Source organism: Streptomyces sp. NPDC060184 (assembly GCF_042728795.1).
In the GTDB taxonomy this organism is placed as follows: domain Bacteria; phylum Actinomycetota; class Actinomycetes; order Streptomycetales; family Streptomycetaceae; genus Streptomyces.
In genome coordinates, this window is record NZ_JBHWYX010000022.1 from 51,006 (window position 1) to 71,725 (window position 20,720).

17 protein-coding genes, 2 pseudogenes and 1 riboswitch are annotated in these 20,720 nt (G+C 72.2%); of the genes and pseudogenes, 10 read left to right on the plus strand and 9 right to left on the minus strand.

Annotated features, from left to right (window positions below; translation table 11 throughout):
* Positions 1 to 2: 2 nt before the first annotated feature.
* Together ACFWEE_RS16830 and ACFWEE_RS16835 are read right to left on the minus strand one after the other, a co-directional pair.
* Positions 3 to 1,493 (minus strand): exopolysaccharide biosynthesis polyprenyl glycosylphosphotransferase, encoded by a 1,491-nt coding sequence (locus tag ACFWEE_RS16830; protein WP_386889820.1) that lies wholly within the window; start codon positions 1,491 to 1,493, stop codon positions 3 to 5.
* Positions 1,490 to 2,593: a glycosyltransferase family 4 protein gene (locus ACFWEE_RS16835; protein ID WP_386889901.1), complete on the minus strand. Its 1,104-nt coding sequence runs from the start codon at positions 2,591 to 2,593 to the stop codon at positions 1,490 to 1,492. Before ACFWEE_RS16835 ends, ACFWEE_RS16830 begins: the two co-directional genes overlap by 4 nt.
* Positions 2,594 to 3,423: 830 nt before the next feature.
* Between ACFWEE_RS16835 and ACFWEE_RS16840 the strand changes: the two genes are divergently transcribed.
* The 3 genes from ACFWEE_RS16840 to ACFWEE_RS16850 all read left to right on the plus strand — a co-directional run bounded on the left by ACFWEE_RS16840 (position 3,424) and on the right by ACFWEE_RS16850 (position 5,978).
* The gene (locus ACFWEE_RS16840) at positions 3,424 to 4,437 is read left to right on the plus strand and encodes an endonuclease/exonuclease/phosphatase family protein (protein ID WP_386889822.1); all 1,014 of its coding nucleotides are present in this window, start codon (positions 3,424 to 3,426) and stop codon (positions 4,435 to 4,437) included.
* 86 nt (positions 4,438 to 4,523) lie between these two features.
* Positions 4,524 to 4,820 carry a hypothetical protein gene (locus tag ACFWEE_RS16845; RefSeq protein WP_386889824.1) on the plus strand — a complete coding sequence of 99 codons (297 nt, stop codon included), beginning with the start codon at positions 4,524 to 4,526 and terminating at the stop codon, positions 4,818 to 4,820.
* Positions 4,821 to 5,010: 190 nt separating this feature from the next.
* Positions 5,011 to 5,096, plus strand: a riboswitch (ZMP/ZTP riboswitch).
* A 48-nt stretch (positions 5,097 to 5,144) separates the two neighbouring features.
* Positions 5,145 to 5,978, plus strand: a complete 834-nt coding sequence (locus ACFWEE_RS16850) for a bifunctional 5,10-methylenetetrahydrofolate dehydrogenase/5,10-methenyltetrahydrofolate cyclohydrolase (RefSeq protein WP_386889903.1) — start codon at positions 5,145 to 5,147, stop codon at positions 5,976 to 5,978.
* A gap of 50 nt (positions 5,979 to 6,028) precedes the next feature.
* On the opposite strand, the gene ACFWEE_RS16855 is transcribed toward ACFWEE_RS16850, so the two are convergent.
* Positions 6,029 to 7,915 carry an ABC transporter ATP-binding protein gene (locus ACFWEE_RS16855; RefSeq protein ID WP_386889826.1) on the minus strand — a complete coding sequence of 629 codons (1,887 nt, stop codon included), beginning with the start codon at positions 7,913 to 7,915 and terminating at the stop codon, positions 6,029 to 6,031.
* Positions 7,916 to 8,158: 243 nt separating this feature from the next.
* On the opposite strand from ACFWEE_RS16855, the gene ACFWEE_RS16860 reads away from it, so the two are divergent.
* Complete coding sequence (locus ACFWEE_RS16860) at positions 8,159 to 8,950, plus strand: SDR family NAD(P)-dependent oxidoreductase (protein ID WP_386889827.1); 792 nt, start codon at positions 8,159 to 8,161, stop codon at positions 8,948 to 8,950.
* A gap of 73 nt (positions 8,951 to 9,023) precedes the next feature.
* Positions 9,024 to 9,707 carry a ribonuclease H gene (locus ACFWEE_RS16865; protein WP_386889829.1) on the plus strand — a complete coding sequence of 228 codons (684 nt, stop codon included), beginning with the start codon at positions 9,024 to 9,026 and terminating at the stop codon, positions 9,705 to 9,707.
* 165 nt (positions 9,708 to 9,872) lie between these two features.
* Here the strand turns inward: ACFWEE_RS16865 and ACFWEE_RS16870 are convergent, their stop codons facing one another.
* On the minus strand, positions 9,873 to 11,624 hold the full coding sequence (locus ACFWEE_RS16870) for an LCP family protein (protein WP_386889831.1): 1,752 nt from the start codon (positions 11,622 to 11,624) through the stop codon (positions 9,873 to 9,875).
* 341 nt (positions 11,625 to 11,965) lie between these two features.
* On the opposite strand from ACFWEE_RS16870, the gene ACFWEE_RS16875 reads away from it, so the two are divergent.
* From ACFWEE_RS16875 to ACFWEE_RS16890, 4 genes are all read left to right on the plus strand, one after another.
* Positions 11,966 to 13,072 carry a PP2C family protein-serine/threonine phosphatase gene (locus ACFWEE_RS16875; protein ID WP_386889832.1) on the plus strand — a complete coding sequence of 369 codons (1,107 nt, stop codon included), beginning with the start codon at positions 11,966 to 11,968 and terminating at the stop codon, positions 13,070 to 13,072.
* A 77-nt stretch (positions 13,073 to 13,149) separates the two neighbouring features.
* Complete coding sequence (locus tag ACFWEE_RS16880) at positions 13,150 to 13,404, plus strand: WhiB family transcriptional regulator (protein ID WP_266713001.1); 255 nt, start codon at positions 13,150 to 13,152, stop codon at positions 13,402 to 13,404.
* 120 nt (positions 13,405 to 13,524) lie between these two features.
* On the plus strand, positions 13,525 to 13,869 hold the full coding sequence (locus tag ACFWEE_RS16885) for a YkvA family protein (protein ID WP_386889834.1): 345 nt from the start codon (positions 13,525 to 13,527) through the stop codon (positions 13,867 to 13,869).
* Between the two features lie 247 nt (positions 13,870 to 14,116).
* The gene (locus ACFWEE_RS16890) at positions 14,117 to 15,949 is read left to right on the plus strand and encodes a rhamnogalacturonan lyase (RefSeq protein WP_386889836.1); all 1,833 of its coding nucleotides are present in this window, start codon (positions 14,117 to 14,119) and stop codon (positions 15,947 to 15,949) included.
* Positions 15,950 to 16,208: 259 nt separating this feature from the next.
* On the opposite strand, the gene ACFWEE_RS16895 is transcribed toward ACFWEE_RS16890, so the two are convergent.
* The 5 genes and pseudogenes from ACFWEE_RS16895 to ACFWEE_RS16915 all read right to left on the minus strand — a co-directional run bounded on the left by ACFWEE_RS16895 (position 16,209) and on the right by ACFWEE_RS16915 (position 19,801).
* Positions 16,209 to 16,520: an NIPSNAP family protein gene (locus ACFWEE_RS16895; RefSeq protein ID WP_386889837.1), complete on the minus strand. Its 312-nt coding sequence runs from the start codon at positions 16,518 to 16,520 to the stop codon at positions 16,209 to 16,211.
* 371 nt (positions 16,521 to 16,891) lie between these two features.
* Positions 16,892 to 17,019 (minus strand): annotated as a pseudogene (locus tag ACFWEE_RS16900) (glycosyltransferase); the annotation flags it as partial.
* A 120-nt stretch (positions 17,020 to 17,139) separates the two neighbouring features.
* Positions 17,140 to 17,889, minus strand: a complete 750-nt coding sequence (locus ACFWEE_RS16905) for an SDR family NAD(P)-dependent oxidoreductase (protein ID WP_386889839.1) — start codon at positions 17,887 to 17,889, stop codon at positions 17,140 to 17,142.
* A gap of 580 nt (positions 17,890 to 18,469) precedes the next feature.
* Positions 18,470 to 19,140: pseudogene (locus ACFWEE_RS16910) on the minus strand (IS5 family transposase); the annotation flags it as partial.
* Between the two features lie 244 nt (positions 19,141 to 19,384).
* Positions 19,385 to 19,801, minus strand: a complete 417-nt coding sequence (locus tag ACFWEE_RS16915) for an ATP-binding protein (protein ID WP_386889841.1) — start codon at positions 19,799 to 19,801, stop codon at positions 19,385 to 19,387.
* Positions 19,802 to 20,125: 324 nt separating this feature from the next.
* On the opposite strand from ACFWEE_RS16915, the gene ACFWEE_RS16920 reads away from it, so the two are divergent.
* A complete protein-coding gene (locus ACFWEE_RS16920; protein WP_386889842.1) occupies positions 20,126 to 20,293 on the plus strand; it encodes a DUF5670 family protein in 168 nt (55 codons plus the stop codon).
* Positions 20,294 to 20,720 lie beyond the last annotated feature (427 nt).

Here is a 20,720-nt window from a genome sequence, read left to right on the forward strand (position 1 = left end):
GCTCAGCTGCCTCCGCACCGGAAGAGGGAGAGGACGGTGCGGGCGAGCACGCACACGTCCTGCCAGAGTGACCAGGTCTCGATGTACCGGTTGTCGAAGCGGGCGCGGTCCTCGATCGAGGTGTCGCCGCGCAGACCGTTCACCTGGGCGAGCCCGGTGATACCCACGGGCATCCGGTGACGCGCCTGGTAGCCGGGGTGGACGGTGCTGAACCGGGCCGCGAAGAAGGGGCGTTCGGGGCGCGGTCCGACCAGGCTCATGTCCCCGCGCAGCACGTTCCACAACTGTGGCAGTTCGTCCAGCGAGGTACGGCGGAGCGCGTTGCCGACCGCGCTCATCCGCCGGTCGCCCGCGACGTTCCACCGGGTGGCCGACTCGTGGGCGTCGGCCGGCCGGAGCGTACGGAACTTCAGGAGGGTGAACGGCCTTCCGTGCAGGCCGAGTCGTTCCTGCCGGAAGAGCACCCCCGGCCCGTCGCAGAGCCGTACCGCGCACGCGCAGGCCAACAGCGCGGGGGAGGCGGCCAGCAGGGCGACGGAGGCGAGGACGATGTCCATGGCGCGTTTGGCCGCGTGCGAGAAGGGGTGGCGGCGCGCGACGAGCAGGCGGTGTGCCGAGTACCCCCACAGATGGTCCGGACGCGCGGGGCGGTGCTCCGGCATCGCACCGGTCGCCGGAGACTCGATCAGCCACATGCGGCAGCCGTGCCCGGCGAGGAGGGAGAAGAGGTCGGTGCCCTCGGGGGTCGCCGCCGGGTGCTCGGTGAAGAGCACGTGCCCCACCCGCTCGCGGACGACGGTCCGGCCCACCTCCTCCCGGGTGCGCAGCACCGGAGTCCTGCCCGCCGCTCCGTCGTCCGCCGCCGGGCCCGCGTCCGCCGCGCGCAGCGCGACCCGGCCCACGGCCCGCAGGCCGTACTCGGTGCGGTCCCGCAGCGCGGTCGCGGCACCGCGGGCGAGCGGTCCGGATCCCACGACGAGGGCGGGCCGGGGGCGGCGGGCCCCGGCCCGCGCACCGGCCCGGTACAGCACACCGCGTGCGACGCAGCAGAAGAGCGTCTGCACCCCCACCGCGCAGAGCAGTGTGGTCCAGCCGATCGCGTAGCGGGTGTCGTACGTGGTCAGGGTCTCGGCGGTCACGAACCACTGGAGCAGCGTCAGCCCGAGGACCGCCGGGAACTCGGCCGCCGCCGAGCGGGACAGCCGGGGCCGGTACAGGCCGCGGGAGGAATGGAGGAGCATCTGTGCCGTCGCCTGGAACGCGAAGACGGCGACCGGCCAGCGGGGGGCGGGGCCCACCGCCGGGGCGAGCAGCGCCACGAGTCCGTCCGCACCCATGAGCAGCACGGTCAGCCGGTGCCGGTGGACCTGCCGGACGACCGGTTCGGAGTAGCGCCGGACCGGGCCGCCGCGTGGCCGATGGACGGTGGAAGAAGCAGGGGGCAGCGTGGTCCCCCGGGCAGTGCCCGGGAGTGATGCACTCTCCGTCGTCATCGCTCGGTGCGCTCTCTCGTCGTGGTGCCGGACGGGTGGACTAGTTCCTGGTAGAGGCGGGTGACCTCCGCGGCAGTCCTGCGCACGTCGAAGGCCGCACGGGCGTGGACTTGGGCGACGCGGCCGAGCTCCGTACGGAGCTCGGGGTCGGACAGCAGGGCGGTGAGCGCGGTGGCCAGGGCCGCCGGGTCGTCCGGCGGGACGAGGCAGTGGGTGCCCTGTCCGGGCGGCAGGCTCTCCCGGGCACCCGCCACGTCGGTCATCACCACCGGCCGGCCGCACGCCATCGCCTCCAGCGGCGCGAGGGCCATGCCCTCCCACCGCGAGGGCAGGACGACGGCGTCGGCCGCGTGGATCCAGGGGCGGACGTCGTCGGCCGTCCCGGCGAACAGCACGTCGGACGGGGCCGCTTCGCGCAGCCGGGCCTCCTCGGGACCGCTGCCCACCAGGGCGAGCCGGCCGGTCCCCGGGCGCATCGCGCGCCACGCCTCCAGCAGGACGTCCTGGCCCTTCTGCCGGCAGAGGCGGCCGATGCAGACCAGCAGGGGCGGCCCGTCGGGGAGGCCGAGGGCGGTGCGGGCGGCGGCCCGTTCCCGGAGCCCGGCCGGCCGGAAGTGGCCGAGATCGATGCCGTTGTGGATCACCGACCAGCGGGCCGCGATGCCCGCGCGTTCGCCCGCCCGGCGTTCGCAATCGCTGACGCAGAGCACCCGGTCCGCCCAACGTGCCCCGAAACGCTCCCACTTCATCGCGGAGGCCGCGGTACCACCGCCTACCGCCTCGAACGACCAGGCGTGCGGCTGGAACACTGTCGGAATCCGGCCACGTACCGCCATCCGGCCCGCGAGACCGGCTTTCGCGCTGTGCGCGTGCACCACCTGCGGGCGGTGCTCCCGGACCAGGGACCGGGCTCCGGCGATCTCGCGGGCCAGCCCGAGGCCGGGGTCGCGTACGGCCCGCCAGCCGTGGACCTCCGCCCCCGTGGCGGACGCCAGCGCGGCCAGCGGACCGTTCGGCGGGCACCCGACGACGGGCCGAAGTCCGGCGCGGACCTGCGCCCGCACGAGATCGGCGACGACCCGGGCGACACCGCCCTCCACAGGCTGAACGAGATGAAGAATCTTCAACAGAATTGCTCCGGGGTGACGTTCTCGCGGCGCCTTCGGCGGTTTTCGTACCCACCCTCCGCACGACCGGTCGAAAGAGCCGGATGCCGACCGAGGAGGTGTGCACATGCGTTCTGTTCGGTTTCCGGTGAGCGGTGCTGAGCGCTCACCCTTCCGGGCAGGTTTGTTCGTTTCGCGCTTTCGCGCGAGAGTGGAAAATGAGTTAAACCGAACTGCACTTTGACAGACAGTCAGCCGGAATGTGTGGATGACTCGCGCGTGCGACCGGCCGTGCCGGACCCGAATGCCGCACGTCGCGGACCTGTTCGCATGCTCCGGGCGCGCCAGGGGCCCGCGCGTGAGGAAACGTTCCGGCGGAAGTGCGGAAGTGCGGAAGTGCGGAAGTGCGGGGGCACGGGGGTACGGGGGTGTGGAGTGCGGGAGATGCTTTCTGACCCTTCGCCGTTGAGTGCTCCGCTTGTCCGTCCGGTCCGCCCGTGCAGGACCTTCCGTGCGTAAAGCCTTTTCCGTGAGAGAGAACACGGGAAGGGGTGCGCACGGGACGCCGTTCGCGTGCGCGGTGGTGGCCGCCCGGCGTTCCGCGAAACCGGTCCATTCGGCCGAACGGACCGGCCACCGGTCCGAGAAGAGCGCTTTTCCGATTCCGCCGTTCACGACGGGGTACCGGCCCCGGCGGAACCGGAGGGAGCCCGGCCGCGTCGTCCTCCGGTGCGACCCGGTACCGGAGGACGGCGTCGTACGCCGGACCGGCCACCCCGTGGGGGCCCAGGGCTCCGGCGATGCCGTACGGACCGAGGAGAGCGATGCAACCGGCAGAGACCCCCGCACCCGCGCCCCCGGGCGTCTTGCCGGCCGTACCGTCCGCCCCGGCCCCCCGGAGGTGGCACCGCTCCGGGCGGGGGAAGACGGGCGCCGCGCTCGCCGCGGTGGTCGCCGCCCTGCTCGCCGCGCCCCGGCTGGTCCCCAACACCCCCGGCCGACTGGGCAGCCTGCTGGAGACCCTGCTGCCCTGGCTCGGCCTCGCGGTGCCGGTACTGCTCTGCGCCGGCCTGCTGCGCAGAGCACCGGTGGCCGTGGTGGCCGCGCTGCTGCCCGCCCTCGTCTGGGGCGTCCGGTTCGGCGGCCTCTGCCTCACGGGGGTGGACGACTCCGGCGGCCTGGTCGTGGTCCAGCACAACGTCAGCGACGAGAACGCCGACCCGGCGGGGACGGCGGCGGCCCTGAACCGGAGCGGGGCGCGGATCGTCGCGCTGGAGGAACTCACCGAGCAGGCCCTGCCCGTGTACGCGCGGGCCCTCGCGTCGCGCTTCCCCTACCACGGAGCGAGCGGCACCGTGGGGCTCTGGTCGGCCTACCCCCTGACCGACGTGCGCCCCGTGGACATCCGGCCGCACGACATCGCCGAGGGCTGGAACCGGGGCCTGCGGGCCACCGCGCACACCCCGGACGGCGACCTCGCCGTGTACGTCGCCCACCTGCCATCCATCCGCCTGGGCGCGACCGGCCTGCGCTCCGGCCCCCGGGACGAGAGCGCCGCGCTCCTCGCCACCGTCGTCCGGCACGAACCGCTGGAGCGGGTCCTGCTGCTCGGCGACCTCAACAGCACCGTGGACGACCGGGGACTGGGCCCGCTCCGCGCACACCTGGACGCCCCTGGCTCCGGAGCCGCGTTCAGCTGGCCCGCCTCCTTCCCGGTGGCCCGTATCGACCAGGTCCTCGCGCGGTCCGTCCGCGTCACCGGCATCCGGACCCTTCCCGCGACCGGCAGCGACCACCTGCCCGTGGCCGCGTACGTCGACCTCGGGGGCGCCGGGTAGAGCGCCGACCTCGCTGAGTACACGGTCGCGTCCGGCTGAGTACTCCTGCGCATCCCAGGGCCCGGCGCCGCTGGTCGGATGGGACCATGCCCACCGAACCGCACCCCCGCCCCCGTGTCCGCATCCGCCACGTCACCGTGGCCGGTTCCGCCCTGGCCGGGGCTCTCCTCCCGCTCGTCGCCGGAGTCCTGCTGGCGAAGGCGGCGGCGGGCGATCCGATGACCTCGGTGAACGCCCTGCTCACCCGTACCGGACCCGGCAGCCCGGTGCCGCCCTCGCAGTGGCGCGGCTGCGGCCGTGCGGTGCTGCGCCGGAGCGGGGAGGGCCGCGCGGTGAGCGGTGCCGCCCGGCTCGTACGCGGGGTGCGGGCCGGACGCGGGTGACGCGGGGCGAACGGCTCGCCGGGCCGGGGACGGTCCCGGCGTGCCTGGACGAGGCGTTCCGGGCGCCGACCGTGGCCGAACGCCGGCGGTTCCCCCGGATCCTCGCCAAGCTGCCGGCCCGCTCTCGCCGGTCCGGAGGAAGCGGTCGACCGGGACCGGGGACGTGGGGCGACCTCATCGTCTAGGGTGACGAGCGGGCCGTGACTGGCGTTCAGGTGGGGTACCACCGGGGAGCGGCCTGACATCATGTCGCCGCCGTACGCCTGGGCACTCCACCGTGAAGCTCAGGAGCAGCACGTGGCCCGGACACAGACAGCCCGCCTCATGGACGGCACCACCCTCGCCCGGCGTACCGTCGAGGAGGCCTCGGCCTCGGCGGCCTCCATCCGGCGGCGGACGGGGACGGCACCGTGCCTCGCGACGGTACTCGTCGGCGAGGACCCCGCGTCGGTGACCTACGTACGGATGAAGCGCGCCCGGTGCGAGAAGGCCGGCATCGAGTCACGGCATGTGGCCCTGCCCGCCTCGATCTCCACGGCCGGGCTGGTCGAGGCGGTCACGGAGCTCTCCGAGGACCCGGGGGTGCACGGCATCCTCCTGCAGCATCCGGTGGGCCCCCACATCGACGAGCGTGCCGCGTTCGAGGCGATCGCGCCGGAGAAGGACGTCGACGGCGTCACCATGCACTCCTTCGCCGCCATGGGGTTCGGCCTGCCCGGCTTCGTCTCCTGCACCCCCGGCGGCATCATGCGGCTGCTCGACGCGTACGAGGTCGGTCTCGCCGGCAAGCACGCCGTCGTCGTGGGGCGGAGCGCCATCCTCGGCAAGCCGGCCGGCCTGCTGCTGCTCGGCCGGGACGCGACGGTGACGTACTGCCACTCGCGCACCGCCGACCTCTCCTCCCACCTGCGGGAGGCCGATGTGCTGATCGCCGCGGTCGGCAGGCCGCGCTTCATCGCCGGGGCGGACATCAAGCCCGGTGCCGTGGTGATCGACGCGGGGTACAACCCCGGCAACGTCGGCGACGTCGACTTCGAGTCCGCCGCCGAACGGGCCGGGCTGATCACCCCGGTGCCCGGCGGCGTCGGGCCCATGACGATCGCCGTGCTGCTCGACCAGACGGTCCGGGCGGCGACCCACCAGCTGGGCCTGGGCTGACCGGCGGGCTTCCGGGCCGCGCGCCCAAAAGCCCGCCGTCGCACGCCCGGTCACCCCACCGCGTGCGGCGCGGTGTCCGGGCGCTCGAACTGAGTGCGGTACAGCTCCTCGTACCGTCCCCCGGCGGCGAGGAGCTCCTCGTGGGTGCCGCGTTCCACGATCCGCCCCGCCTCGACGACCAGGATCTGGTCGGCCGCGCGCACCGTCGAGAGCCGGTGGGCGATCACCAGCGCCGTCCGGCCCTCCAGGGCTTCGGCCAGCGCCTCCTGGAGCGACGCCTCCGAGGTGGAGTCGAGGTGTGCGGTCGCCTCGTCGAGGATCACCACGCGCTGACGGGCCAGCAGCAGCCGGGCGATGGTCAGCCGCTGCCGTTCGCCGCCCGAGAGCCGGTAGCCGCGCTCCCCGACCACCGTGTCCAGGCCCTCCGGGAGCGAGGCCACCAGACCGTCGAGCCGCGAGCGGCGCAGGGCGTCCCAGATCTCGTCCTCGGTCGCTTCCGGCCGGGCCAGCAGCAGGTTGGCCCGGACCGACTCGTGGAACAGGTGCCCGTCCTGAGTGACCATGCCGATCGTCTCGCGCAGCGAGTCGGCGGTCAGGTCGCGGACGTCCACGCCGTTGAGCCGGACGGCCCCCGCGTCGGCGTCGTACAGCCGGGGGAGCAGCTGCGCGATCGTCGACTTCCCCGCCCCCGACGAGCCGACCAGGGCGACCATCCGGCCCGGCCGCGCCGCGAAGGACACGTCGTGCAGGACCTGGGCGCCGCCGCGGTCGTCGAGCGTGGCGACCGCCTCCAGCGAGGCGAGGGAGACCTTGTCGGCTGAGGGGTAACCGAAGGAGACACCGTCGAACTCCACCGAGACCGGCCCGTCCGGCACCCGCCGCGCGTCCGGCTTCTCGGCGATCAGCGGCTTCAGGTCCAGGATCTCGAAGACGCGCTCGAAGCTGACGAGGGCGCTCATCACCTCCACCCGCGCGCCGGCGAGCGAGGTGAGCGGGGCGTACAGGCGGGTCAGCAGGAGGGCGAGCGAGACGACGGCGCCGGGTTCGAGCGTGCCCTGCTGGGCGTAGTGGCCCCCGAGGCCGTAGACCAGCGCCAGCGCCAGCGCGGAGACCAGGGTGAGGGCGGTGATGAAGCCGGACTGTGCCATGGCCGTCCGGACGCCGATGTCCCGTACCCGCAGGGCCCGGGCGGCGAACTCGGCGGACTCGTCGGCGGGCCGCCCGAACAGCTTGACGAGGGTGGCGCCCGGCGCCGAGAAGCGCTCGGTCATCTGCGTCGCCATCGCCGCGTTGTGCGCGGCGGCCTCCCGTTGCAGCGACGCCATCCGGGCGCCCCGGCGACGGGCCGGTACGACGAACACCGGTAGCAGCACCAGGGCGAGCAGCGTGATCCGCCAGGAGATGCCGAGCATCACGGCGAGCGTCAGGAGCAGCGTCACGACGTTGGCGACCACGCCCGAGAGGGTGTTGCTGAACGCCCGCTGGGCCCCGATGACGTCGCTGTTCAGGCGGCTCACCAGCGCCCCCGTACGCGTACGGGTGAAGAAGGCCACCGGCATCCGCTGGACGTGGTCGAAGACGGCCGTCCGCAGGTCCAGGATGAGCCCTTCGCCCAGGTTGGACGAGAGCCAGCGGGTGAGCAGCCCGAGAGCCGCGTCGGCCACCGCGATGAGCGCGATGAGCAGCGCGAGACGGACGACGGTGTCGCTCCGGCCGCCCCGTACGATCGCGTCGACCACCTTGCCCGCGAGGACCGGTGTGGCCACCGCGAGCAGGGCTCCCGCCACGCTGGCGGCCAGGAACCGCACGAGCCGGCCGCGGTGCGGGCGGGCGAATCCGGCGATGCGGCGCAGGGTCGCCCCGGAGAACGGCCGGCGGTCGCGCTCGGCGTTCATCACACTGTGCAGCGACGACCAGGCGGTGAATTCCATGTCCATGCAGGGGCTCCGGGTTCTTCCGACCGACGGACGGCCCGCGGGGGGCCCGTAGGACAAGAACATAGGACCTCAACCATTATTGAGGTCAACGGGTTTCATCGTCGCGCCCGCCGCCGGGCCCTGTCGCGCGGACGCGCCGGGCCCGCTCCGCTCGCACCCCGTTCCGGAAGCGGTCCGCCCGGCGCGGTGCGACGGTGGACACGGTGCCACTCAGGCACCCGAACCGGCGGAGAGGACCACGAGGTGCGTATCGACCTGACGGGCAAGAAGGCCGTCGTCACCGGATCCTCGCAGGGGATCGGCCTCGCCATCGCCTCCGGCCTCGCCGCCGCGGGCGCCTCCGTGGTGCTGACCGGGCGCGACGCAGGCCGGCTGGAGTCGGCGGTGCGGACCCTGCGGGACGGGGTGCCGGACGCGGACGTCGAGACCGTCGCCTGCGACCTGGTCACCGAGGAAGGGGCCGATCGGCTCCAGCGGGCCGTACCCGAAGCGGACGTGCTCGTCAACAACCTCGGCATCTTCGGGGCGCGCCCGCCGCTGGAGATCACCGACGAGGAATGGCGGACGTACTTCGACACGAACGTCCTCAGCGCAGTCCGGCTGATCCGCCGCTATCTGCCCGGGATGACCGGCCGGGGCTGGGGGCGGGTGCAGAACATCGCGAGCGACTCGGCACTCGTCGTCCCCGCCGAGATGATCCACTACGGGATGTCCAAGACCGCGCTGCTCGCGGTCTCCCGGGGCTTCGCCAAGGAGGCGGCGGGAACCGGGGTGACGGTCAACTCGGTGATCGCCGGACCGACCCGTACCGGAGGCGTCGAGAAGTTCGTCTACGAACTCGTGGACAAGGACCTGCCCTGGGACGAGGCGCAGCGCGCGTTCATGCGCCTGCACCGGCCGCAGTCACTGCTCCAGCGCATCGAACCCGAGGAGATCGCCAACCTGGTGGTCTACCTCAGCTCGGCCCAGGCCTCCGCCACCACCGGTGCGGCGGTCCGGGTGGACGGCGGGTACGTCGACTCGATCGTGCCCTGACCGCTGTCGGCCCACGGGCCCGGGAGGGGTACGCGCGGCCGGAGCCGCCTCGGGAGGCTGGCATGATCGGGGTATGGACGAGAGCATCATCGCCGCGTGTGACGGGGCGTCGAAGGGCAACCCCGGGCCTGCCGCCTGGGCGTGGGTGGTCGCGGACGCGGCTGGGCGCCCGCAGCGCTGGGAGGCGGGACCGCTGGGCACCGCCACCAACAACGTCGCCGAGCTGACCGCTCTGCGCTCGCTGCTGGAGTCGACCGACCCCTCGGTGCCGGTCGAGGTGCGCATGGACTCGCAGTACGCGATGAACGCCGTGACCAAGTGGCTGCCGGGCTGGAAGCGCAACGGCTGGAAGACCTCGGGCGGGAAGCCGGTCGCCAACCAGGAGCTGGTCGTCCGCATCGACGAGCTGCTGACCGGCCGCGCGGTGCGTTTCCAGTACGTCCCCGCCCACCAGGTCGGCGGGGACCCGCTCAACGCGCTGGCGGACCAGGCGGCGAGCGAGGCGGCGGTGTCGCAGCTGCCCGCCGGCACGGCCCACGGGACGGCCGCCCTGCCCGAGCCCGCGCCGTCCCGGGCGGTGAAGAGCGCGCCCGGGAAGACGGCGAAGGCCTCCACCGGCACAGCCCGTACGGGGGCGACGATCCGCGCGAAGTTCGCCGGGCGGTGCCGCTGCGGCAAGCCGTACGCGGCCCAGGAGATGATCGCGAAGAACCCGGCGGGCTGGGGCCACCCGGAGTGCCGCACCGAGCCCGCCTGATCCGCCCGACCGCCGGGTGGTGTCCGGCCTGCCCGACCGGACCGCTCGACCCGCCGCGCGTGAACGGGCCGAGTGTTCCGCGGGCCGGCCGCCCGTTCTGCCGACCCGCGCCCGCCGGTCCGGCAGGCGGACCGGATCCGTGTGCCGGACCGTTTTGTCAGCCGGTCACTCCGCGCATTTCGCCTGGTCGGCCGTCGACTTGGTCACGTTCGGCGGCTTCACCGGGGCGGTGAGCAAGACGCCCGCACCCTTGAAGTCCTTTCCGAGGGTGAGCGTCATGGCGGGCATGCCCTGGGCGTTGACGACGCTCTTCCCCGGCTTCATCGCCGATCCGGACAGGCCCATCAGCGCGGCGAGCTTGCGGGCCTGGTCGGCCTGGTCGGGGGCGTACTCCAGCGTCGTCCTCGCGAGCTTCGCCGGGGCGTTGGCCCCGTTCTCGGACTTGGCCACGCCCACTTCGTTCTGCAGCCACTCCACGGTCTTCCCCGCCGAGCCGTCCTCGGCGCCGCCGTTGAGGACCCGTACCCGCACGTCGCCCGCGGCGGACTGGGTGCCCTTCAGGCGGGCGGCGACCGAGGCGGCCTCTTCCTTCTTCTTCTGCTTCACCTCGGTGAGGGAGACGTCGTCGGCGACGGCCTGGAAGACCGGAGGCGCAGCCGCCTCGTTGAGGATCACCGTCACCGGGGGGTGCTCCTCCGGATTGTCGAGCACCGGCACCGTGGTGAAGGAGATGTTCTTCGGGGGGACCTTCTTCAGCTCCAGCGCCATGTCCTTGAGCGTGCTCGGCTTGCCGATGCCGGTGTCCACGGTCAGCGCGTTGGTGGTCGCCTCCGCGAGCTTCACCAGCTTGGTGGGGCTGGTGAGCGTGTCGCTGGAGGACATCTTCCGCATCAGCGAGCCGAGGAACTGCTGCTGCACCCCGATGCGGTCGAGGTCGCCCTTGTTGCCGAAGCTGTGCCGGGTACGGAGGAAGGCCAACGCCTGCTCGCCCTGGATGGTGTGCGTCCCCTTGCCGAGCTTCAGGTGCGAGTCGGGGTCGTCGACGTCCTTGGCGAGGCACACGTCGACCCCCTCGACCGCGGTCGTCAGCGTCTTCACCGCGTTGAAGTCGGCCATCATGAAGTGGTCCACCGTGATGCCGGTGGTCGCCTTGACCGTGCGCATGGTGCAGCCCGCGTCGCGGCCGTCCTGGCCGAGGCTGGTGTTGAAGCGGACGTGCTGCGTCCCGGGCACGATCTTCTCGGTCCCGTCCTCCTGCTTGGTCGGGCAGTCCGGTACGTCGACGATGAGGTCGCGCGGGATGCTCAGCGCGGTCGCGTTCGTCCGGTCCTCGGAGACGTGCAGCAGGATGTTGGTGTCGGCGTGGCCGACGCTCCCGGCGTCGCCGTAGCCCTCGTTGCCGACGCCGGTGCGCTTGTCGGTGCCGATGATCAGTATGTTGAAGGCCTTGTCCTTGCTGAAGCCCGCGGCCCCGGCGTTCCCCACGTCCGTGGTCGTGACGTTGCCCTCGAGGTGCTTGAGGTAGGCGTAGCCGGCGGCCGACACGGCGACCAGGACGAAAGCCATCGTGCCGCCGGTCCAGAGCAGTACGCGCTTGGTCCGCGGCTTCCGCTTGTTCCGCGCCCCCCGGCGCCCCGGCGGTTCGGCGGGCGCCCCCCGGCGTCTGCGGGGCGACGGAAGACCGGCGGGCGACTTGGTACGGCCCGGGGCCGGGGTGTCCAGCTCCGGCCCGGTCCGCGTCCGCCCGGCGCCGCCGCCCTCCCCCCGGACCGGCCCCCGCGGGCTCGGAACACCCGTGCGGCCCGGTTGCGGTGCGGAAGGGGTCAAGCGCAGCTCGTACTCGCCGGTGCTCGGGTTGAGCACCCACTGGTCTGCGGGGTCGATGTCGTCCGCCCGCCCACGGCCTTGCGCGTCCACGGTTGTCCGAATCCTCCGTCGGGGCCACGCGGCGCCTTCCCCCTGAAGGCGCTCGGGTCTCGTACAAGGTGTCACCAGACACATGCCTGCGGGTTCGCCCCCGTGGCCGGTGCACCGGATCGCTCACCCTATCCGCCCGCATCGGCTCTGGGCCAAGGCGGGGAAACTCTTGACGGGCCCGTATCGGGGCAATTCATGTGAAAGCCCCTGATGGATCCTTCTTGTCTTGGCCAGTGCCCTACGCAGAGCGCTGATCCCGGCCGGGCCTCCGCCCCGGACGGCACCGCCCGATCGCGTCCCGCCGGGATGCGGACCGGAGGCGGGGCGTGCAGCGTGGGGGAGTGGTGCAGTCGAGGAGTGTGCTGTGGATCCCCGCCGGCGTCATCGTGCTGGCGGTCGTCGTCGACCTGCTCACCCCGCACGAGGTGACCTCGGCGCCGTTGCTCATCGCCGCACCCGTCTTCGCGGGACCGCTCCTGCGGCCCCGGGGCATCATCCTGACCGGGATCACGGCGATGGCCGTGCACGCGTTCCTCGCCCGCGTCGACGGCACCTTCGGCTGGCGCCGCGGTGTGGCCAACCAGCTCACCCTGGTGGCCGTGACCGTGCTGGCGCTCTTCATCAACCGGAGGCTGGAGCGGCAGTACGCGCACACCCTGCGCGCCAGGCAGGTGGCGGCCGTCGCCCAGCGCGCCGTCCTCCCCGACCCGCCCGAACGGATCGGCTCCCTGAGGGTCGCGGCTCGTTACGTCCCCGCCGAGGACGAGGCCCTCATCGGAGGCGACCTCTACGTCGTCCAGCACACCGCGCACGGCGTCCGCGCCCTGATCGGGGACGTCCGGGGCAAAGGGCTCGGCGCGGTGAGCGCCGTCTGCTCCGACCTCGGCGCCTTCCGGTACGCCGCCGACGAGGCCGAGGACCTCTCCGCCCTGGCCCGCGCCATGGAACGGGCCCTCACCCGGGAGGGCGACCGCCGCGGCGGACTGGAACGGGCCGAAGGGTTCACCACGGGCCTGCTCGCCGAATTCGCCGCCGACCTGTCGTCCGTACGCATCGTCAACCGGGGGCACCCGCCGCCGGTGCTGCTCGACGTGGAGGGCACCGCCACCCTGCTCGAACCCTCCGAGGAGGCGCCCCCGCTGGGGATGGGCGCGCTGCGGGAGTGGACCGCGCCCATCGACACCTTCGCCTTCCCGCCCGGCGCCACCCTGGTCCTCTACACCGACGGCGTCAGTGAGTCCCGGGACAGCGCGGGGACGTTCTACGACGCCGCCCAGCGGCTGCCGGTCCTGGCCCGGCGCCGCATCGCCCTGGGCGACCCGGTCGCACCGGGGCAGATCCTCGACGCGCTGATCCGCGACGTCCGCCGCCACACCGGCGACCGCCCGCAGGACGACCAGGCGCTGCTCGCCCTGCACCGCCCCCCGGAGGCAACTTTTCGGTGGTAGCCGGTTTCGGTCCCCGGCTGTCGGTCACCCGACAACCGGAGACGAAAACACGCAACCGGCCACCGGAAGTGGGAACCATGGAGAACTGGCGCACACGAGCGGCCTGCCGCGAGGAGGACCCGGACCTCTTCTTCCCGATCGGGAGCACCGGGCCCGCACTCGTCCAGACCGAGGACGCCAAGGCGGTCTGCCGCACCTGCCCCGTACGGGAGCAGTGCCTGCGATGGGCCCTCGACAACAACCAGGACGCGGGGGTGTGGGGCGGCCTCGCGGAGGACGAACGCCGCGCGCTCAAGCGCCGCGACCGCCGCAAGGCGGGGCAGCGCGGCTGAGGAACGGGCCGGGGAACGGGGTCGGCGAACGGGCCGGAGGCGCGGGCCGAGGGCCGGGCCGGGGCGGGCTGTTACCGTCCGGATGCCGTGCGCGGACCGCGAGCGGGTACACGATGAGCCATGGACCTCACCGCTTGGCTCGTCATCGGCGCCGTCGTCGCGCTGCTCACCATGGGTGTCGCCGCCGTCCTGCTCGTACGCGTCGTGCGTGCCCGCAGACTCCTCACCGACGCCGGGATCCCGCTCCGGTCCAAGGCCCTGTTCTGGGCCGCGGTGATCTACACGATCTCGCCGGTCGACCTCGTCCCGGACCCCGTCTACCTCGACGACCTCGGCTTCCTCCTCGTCGCCCTCCGCTCCCTGCACTCGGCCGCGAACGCCGCAGGCATCGGGGTACGGGCGCGCGGCGCGGGACGGCGGAGCCATGAGAAGACCCTGCCGAGGGCGACGACCGACGGCGGATGAGCGGTGCGGGAGGAGCCCGGCGGCGGTCCTGGTACGACGGAGGGCGGCCGGGAGCGGCGCGGAGGGCGGCCGGGAACGGCCGAAGTCGGCGCGGAGGGCGGGCAACCTTTGTGCCGCCGGGGGCGACTGACGTACGCAACCCGTCACCCGCCCCCGGCCGAAAGTGCGTACCGTGAACCCCACATCCACTTCAGCCCGTTCCCCCCACCCACGAGGCAGGCGTCGCCCGACCGCCCGCACCCGCGCGTTGCTCAGTTCGCTGACCGCCGGTCTGCTCGCCGCCGCCGGCCTCGTCGCCGCGGGCCAGACCTCGCACGCCGCCACCCTGCGGCAGGCCGAGGCGCTGGACCGGGGCGTCGTCAGCGTGCACACCGACAGCGGCAACCTGATCAGCTGGCGGTGGCTCGGCACGGACCCCGACGCCGTCGCGTTCAACGTCTACCGGGCCGGCACCAAGGTCAACGCCTCGCCCATCACGGGCTCGACCAACTACTTCCACTCCGGCGCGCCCGCCACCGCGGACTACACCGTCCGCGCCGTGGTCGGCGGCGTCGAACAGGCCGACTCCGTCCACGCCATCCAGTTCCGCGCGGGATACAAGGACGTGCCCATCAGCCCGCCGGCCGGCGGCACCACCCCGGACGGCGTCGCCTACACCTACGAGGCCAACGACGCGTCCGTGGGCGACCTGGACGGCGACGGAGCCCTCGACTTCGTCCTCAAGTGGCAGCCCACCAACGCCAAGGACAACTCGCAGTCCGGCTACACCGGCAACACGATCGTCGACGGCATCAAGCTCGACGGCACCCGGCTCTGGCGCGTCGACCTCGGCCGCAACATCCGTTCGGGCGCGCACTACACGCAGTTCCAGGTGTACGACTACGACGGCGACGGCGAGGCCGAGGTCGCCATGAAGACCTCGGACGGCACCGTCGACGGCAAGGGCGCCACCATCGGCAGCGCCTCCGCCGACTACCGCAACTCCTCGGGCTACGTCCTCACCGGACCCGAGTACCTGACCATGTTCAACGGCCGCACCGGCGCGGCCATGGGCTCGGTCGACTACGTCCCCGCGCGCGGCACCGTCTCCTCGTGGGGCGACTCGTACGGCAACCGGGTCGACCGCTTCCTCGCCGGAACCGCCTACCTCGACGGCTCCCGGCCCTCCCTGATCATGGCGCGCGGCTACTACACGCGCACCGTCATCGCCGCCTGGGACTGGCGCGGCGGCACCTTCACCCGGCGGTGGACCTTCGACACCAACAGCTCCACCAACACCGGACGGGGCTACGACGGCCAGGGCAACCACCAGCTGTCCGTGGCCGACGTCGACGCGGACGGCAAGGACGAGATCGTGTACGGCTCCATGGCCGTGGACGACAACGGCGCCTCCCTGTGGACCACCAAGAACGGCCACGGCGACGCCCAGCACGTCGGCGACCTCGATCCCTCCCGGGCAGGCCTGGAGGAGTTCAAGGTGGACGAGGACGCCTCCAAGCCCTCGTCCTGGATGGCAGACGCCCGCACCGGACAGATCCTGTGGTCGACCCCGGCCTCCGGCGACAACGGGCGGGGCGTCTCGGGCGACATCTGGTCCGGCAGCCCCGGCGCCGAATCCTGGTCCTCGGCAGCCGACGGCGTACGCAGCCCCTCCGGCGCCGTGGTCGCCACCCGCAAGCCGTCCAGCACCAACTTCCTGACCTGGTGGGACGGCGACACCACACGCGAACTGCTCGACTCCACCCACATCGACAAGTACGGCACCTCGTCCGACACCCGGCTGCTCACCGGCGACTCCGTCCACGCCAACAACGGGACGAAGGCCACCCCCGCCATCTCCGGAGACCTCTTCGGCGACTGGCGCGAGGAGGTCGTCTGGCCGACGACGAACAACACCGCCCTGCGCATCTACTCCACGCCGTACGAGACCACGACCCGGATCACCACGCTGCTCCACGACACCCAGTACCGCACCGCGCTCGCGTGGCAGAACACCGCCTACAACCAGCCGCCGCACCCGAGCTTCGCCATCGGCAACGGGATGCCGACGGCCCCCCGCCCGGCGATCACCACGCCGTAGGGCAACCGGAACACACGGGGAGGCGGCCACGCACGAGCCACGCGTGGCCGCCTCCTTCGTCCGGACGCGAGCGGCGTAATAGCCAATTTTTCTTGCAACAAGCCGAGTTGAGTCCGAGTCGGTCCCGGTGGCCCTGGCGGTACCACCGGCTCGGAGAGGTACGGTCAGCCGGCGTACGGCCGGCAGCCACCCCGGAGCGGATGTCCGTGATGCCGACGAGAACGAACAGGTCAGCTACCGGCCGCACGCCACCCAAGACTCAGGACAGGCCGTCCAGCGGCCGGAGGAACCGGCGCTCGTAGCGCTTGATGCAGCGGGTCTCACGAGCCAGTGCGAACGCCTGCAGGCACTCAGGGTCGGACATGCTGTCCGAGCGGTACTGCTCGTACGCGGCCAGACTGGGGAAGGAGAACAGCGCGTAGGCGATGTCGCTGTCGCCCTCACTCGGCAGGAAGTAGCCGTGATGCGTCCCGCCGAACCGGTTGACGAGACGGACCCAGCGGCGACCGTACTCCTCGAAATCCTCGAGCTTGTCGGCGTCGATCTCGTACTTCAGGTGAATGGTGACCATGCCCGCATGATTCCGTGTCACGGACGGGCATCCGTACGCCGGGGGCCATGGCCGGCGGCTCCGATTCGGACGTGGGCGCTGGTGAGAGCAGCGGCCTGCACGTTGATCACCCTCATGACCGGACCGTGCCACCCAGCGGGGCGGTGTAGTCCTGCCCCGCGAACAGAATCGCTCTCTCCATGGATGCGTGAGCCCGATGGGTGGTGCGAAGGCAACGCGCGATACGGAGAACGAGCCGAACGACAAGGACGGCAGCTCATCGACCGGTGACGTCGATCCATGGGCCGGCGTGGCGGCGCTTGCAGATGTGGATGGGCCCGATTCACGGCACAGTTCCCCGCCTGCCGGAGCGCACCGCCGAACTGCCGGCCGAAGTCGGTGGGTGCCGCGCAGGCGCCGAGCGCCTCGTTCAGTCCCGGCACCGGTCGGTGGAGAACGGGGAGACCGCAAGCTGGGCATCCATGGCGACCAGGCCCCTGGCCTCCAGGGTGGTGGACGGGCGTGATGTTGATTCGTACGACTTCTGCGCGCGGGCCGACCGGGAGCCCCCCATGCCCGCGCACGGAGGGTGGAGTCGGGCCGGCCGCGCGCGGGCCGGCTGCCAACTGATGATGAACAGTCACCTCCCCAGTGCTGCGCCCCCGTTCACATGCACGATCTGCGCCGTCATGTACGCCGCTTCAGGTGACGCCAGATAGTGCACCGCGGCAGCGATGTCCGAGGGGCGGCCCGCCTGGCCCGTCAGTGCCTGCTTGGCCCGGGCGGCGACGAACTCGGGCGTGGCCCGGTCGCCGAAGAACTCGGTGTCGGCGACAAAACCTGGAGCGACCGCGTTCACGGTGATGCCCTGCGGGCCGAGCTTCTGCGCCAGGTCGACGGTGTAGGCGTTGACCGTGGCCTTGGAGCCGCCGTACGAACCGGGGCCGCGCAGCGAGGCGATGGACGACATCTGGATGATCCGGCCGCCGGGCCGGGTGAGGTGCGGCAGCAATCCTTCGGTGAGCAGCACGGCGGTGAGCACGTTGGCCTCGAAGTTGCGGCGGAAGCTGTCCGCGACGCCTTCGAGGGTGCCGTCGTGGGCCGGTGCGACGTTGCCGCCGGCGTTGGCGACGATGACGTCGACCTGCGCGCCGCCCGCGGTGCAGAACTCCACGGCTCGGCGGGCCTGGTCGGGATCGCTCAGATCGGCGGCGACCCAGGAGGCCGTTCCCGCGCCATGCGCCGCGTCGAGCTCTCCGGCGGCCTTCTCCAGGGGCTCCTCGCGCCGCCCGATGAGGACGACGTGGTCGCCGTCCGCCGCGAAGACCTCGGCCACCGCCCGCCCGATCCCCGTACCGCCACCCGACACCACGACCTTGCGCTGCCCCACGACTCCACCCCATGTCCTCGTTCATGAACAACGGTCACATCTCTGCCCGGCGACGGTACGACCGCCGGTCTTCGGCGTCAACGGACCGGTGCCGCAGGCTCCTTACCCGGATGTCGGAGCCCCGATCCGCTCCAACATGGCCACATCCGCCCGTTCACCCCAGGCCACGGATCCGGAACGGATCGTACGAGGCCGCTTTGCACGTCACGGCTGTCCTGGCGCCTGCCGGCCCGCCGCGATCCGCTGATACTCCGGCGACAGCACGGACATCCCCAAATCTGGCATGGATATGGCACGAGGTGCCTGAACTGGTCCAGACAACAAGGAAGCCCCCGGCCATTGGCTTGGGGCCTTTTCATGGAGCAGGTGACGAGAATCGAACTCGCGCCCTGGGCTTGGGAATCAGCGGTTCCCGGAGCGTTGGAGTGGCTCTGGCCTGCGTCTTCCCGTTGGGCGAGGCGTAGAGCCGTGGTCTCCGGGAGCCGTACATGACCGTTCCTGCCCGTGCGGCTGGGCACGGATGGGGCACGGGCTGGGCGATATATCGGAGCGCCGTGCACGACTTGGAGGTCTCCCATGTGGTGAGTCGTCGGTGGCAGATGAGGGTTGCGGCTGTGCCGGCCGAGGAAGTGCTCGGGTTTGCGTTCGTGGCGGCGGTGGAGCCGTCGACAACCGGCCAGCCAGGAGACGGTTCGTTCAACGACCGCAGGTGGTTGTAGTCGTAGCCCTTGTCCGCACGCAGCTTCGCCGGCCGCCTGCGGCGTGGGCCGCGACGGGAACGGATGGGCGGGATTCCACGGACGAGCGGTTCCAGTCCCTGGCTGCCGTGCGTGTCGGCGCCGGAGATGCCCGGTGAGAGCGGCAGTCCGTTCCGGTCGGTGACCAGATGGATTTTCGATCCCGACTTGTCTCGGCCGGTCGGATTCGGTCCCGTCAGAAGCCCTCTTTTGCCGCCCGGACGCCGACGGAGTCGATCGCGCACCGCGACCGGCCCAGCTCACCCCGCGCCCCGAGTTCGTCCAGGACCACGCGGTGGAGAAGGGCCCGGACCCGGTCCGTGCTCCACCGGGCGAACCGCCGGTAGACCGTCTGTCAGGCCGGGCCGAACACCGGCGGAAGCTGCCGCCACGTACAGCCCGACGTGGCCACGAAGACGACCGCCGCCAGAACCTCACGGTCACCGGCCCGAACACGGCCCCCGCCCTGCGGACGCCTTACCTCCGTGGGCGGCACCACCCGCCGGAACAACACCTACAACTCATCCGGCACCAACCGCTCAACCAGATCCGTCATGCACAGACCAATGAGCGCCCACGCCGTAAGAAACGATGTCCTGATGAGGTGGCGGTGGTGCAGCCGGATCGCGGAGCCACGCGACGGCGCCGGTGGGCGTGCTCGTGCGTGGCCGGGCGCGAGCCGGGACTCCTGCCCGTTCCGCCGCTCGCGCGGTGGTGGCTTCCGGTGCGGGCGCGCCGGACTCGTCCGCGTGCGCGCCTCAGCGGCCGACCGTCGCCACGACGACCTTCCCTCCGCCTTCCCGGCTCCGCACCTGCACGTCGTGGGCGAGGCGCCGGATCATGGGCCAGCCGAAGCCGCCGGCGCGGCCCGTGAGGTCGGGCGTGCGGTCCTGGGGGTGGGCGGAGCTGCGATCGGAGACCCGGATCTGCAGGGCCCCGCGATCGGCGGCGAACCGGAGCGCACAGACGCCACCGGCGTGACGGATCGCGTTGGTCACCAACTCCGACACGAGCAGGAGCAGGTTCTGGACCGTTTCGGCCCGGGGCGGTGGATCGAGTCGTTCGAGAAAGGCGGCGATCGCGTCCCGGGCCTCGGCGGCGCGTTGCGGCTTGCAGACGAATTCGACACGCGAGTCACGGGAGGTCGAATCTTTGCTCAGAACCTGGTGGTGCATATGAATTACCCCGTCACGAGAATTCGGTTGTCCCTCCCTCGCGTACCCCGGAGAAAAGATTTCAAGGACGGCATCCGTCGATCGATTGCGGAGAGTGTGCGGAAATGTGCGGAGCGCGTGAACTTCTCCGGAAGGCCGGGGGCCGGGGAGCGGGTGTGGCGCGTGCGGGGCGTGGGTGCGAAAGGCACTCGGCCGTGCGGAGGCGTGTTGTCGCTGGTCGCGGCGGCCCGGACGCGGGGAAGCGCCGACTGGGAGAAGCCTCCGGGGTGAGCGGGGTGTGCCCTTCGCGTGTGCGGGCACATGGATGGTCGGAGGTTGCTCATCATGGTCCCACTTCTTCTCGTCCTGCTTCTCGCTCTCGTTCTCTTCGGCGCCGGATTCGCGCTGAAGGCATTGTGGTGGATCGCCGTGATCGTACTGGTGGTGTGGCTGCTGGGCTTCTTCGTACGCCCGGCCTCCAGCGGCCGGAAGGGACGCTGGTACCGCTGGTGAATCCGGCCCGCAATTCTTGGCGGGACGGAATCCTTGCCCACTGCCGGTCTGCGGATGGCCCCGGTGACGTGACGTCGCCGGGGCCACCCGCGTTCCGTTCCCGGCGGACTCCGGGGGGACGGGGATGCCCCGGTCGTGCGGCAGTACGGCTCCGTGACCGGCCCATGCCGAGACGCCGTCCGGCTCGTGGACGTTGCCCGGGTGCGGAGGGGCACTTTGATCACGGCCGGCCCCTCGGGCCGCCGCCGGACCGGGACGACGACTCCGGCGCCGCCGTGCGTGATCCGGCCGTCCGGGACGCAGCTCCCACGGTCGAGCAAGCCCTCGACGAGCAGCGGAAGTCCGTCGAGCCACGCCCTCCCGCGCGCGCTCTCGCGTCCGACGGTGGCGCGGGCGAAGGTGTCCGGAACCTCGATCACCCATCGAG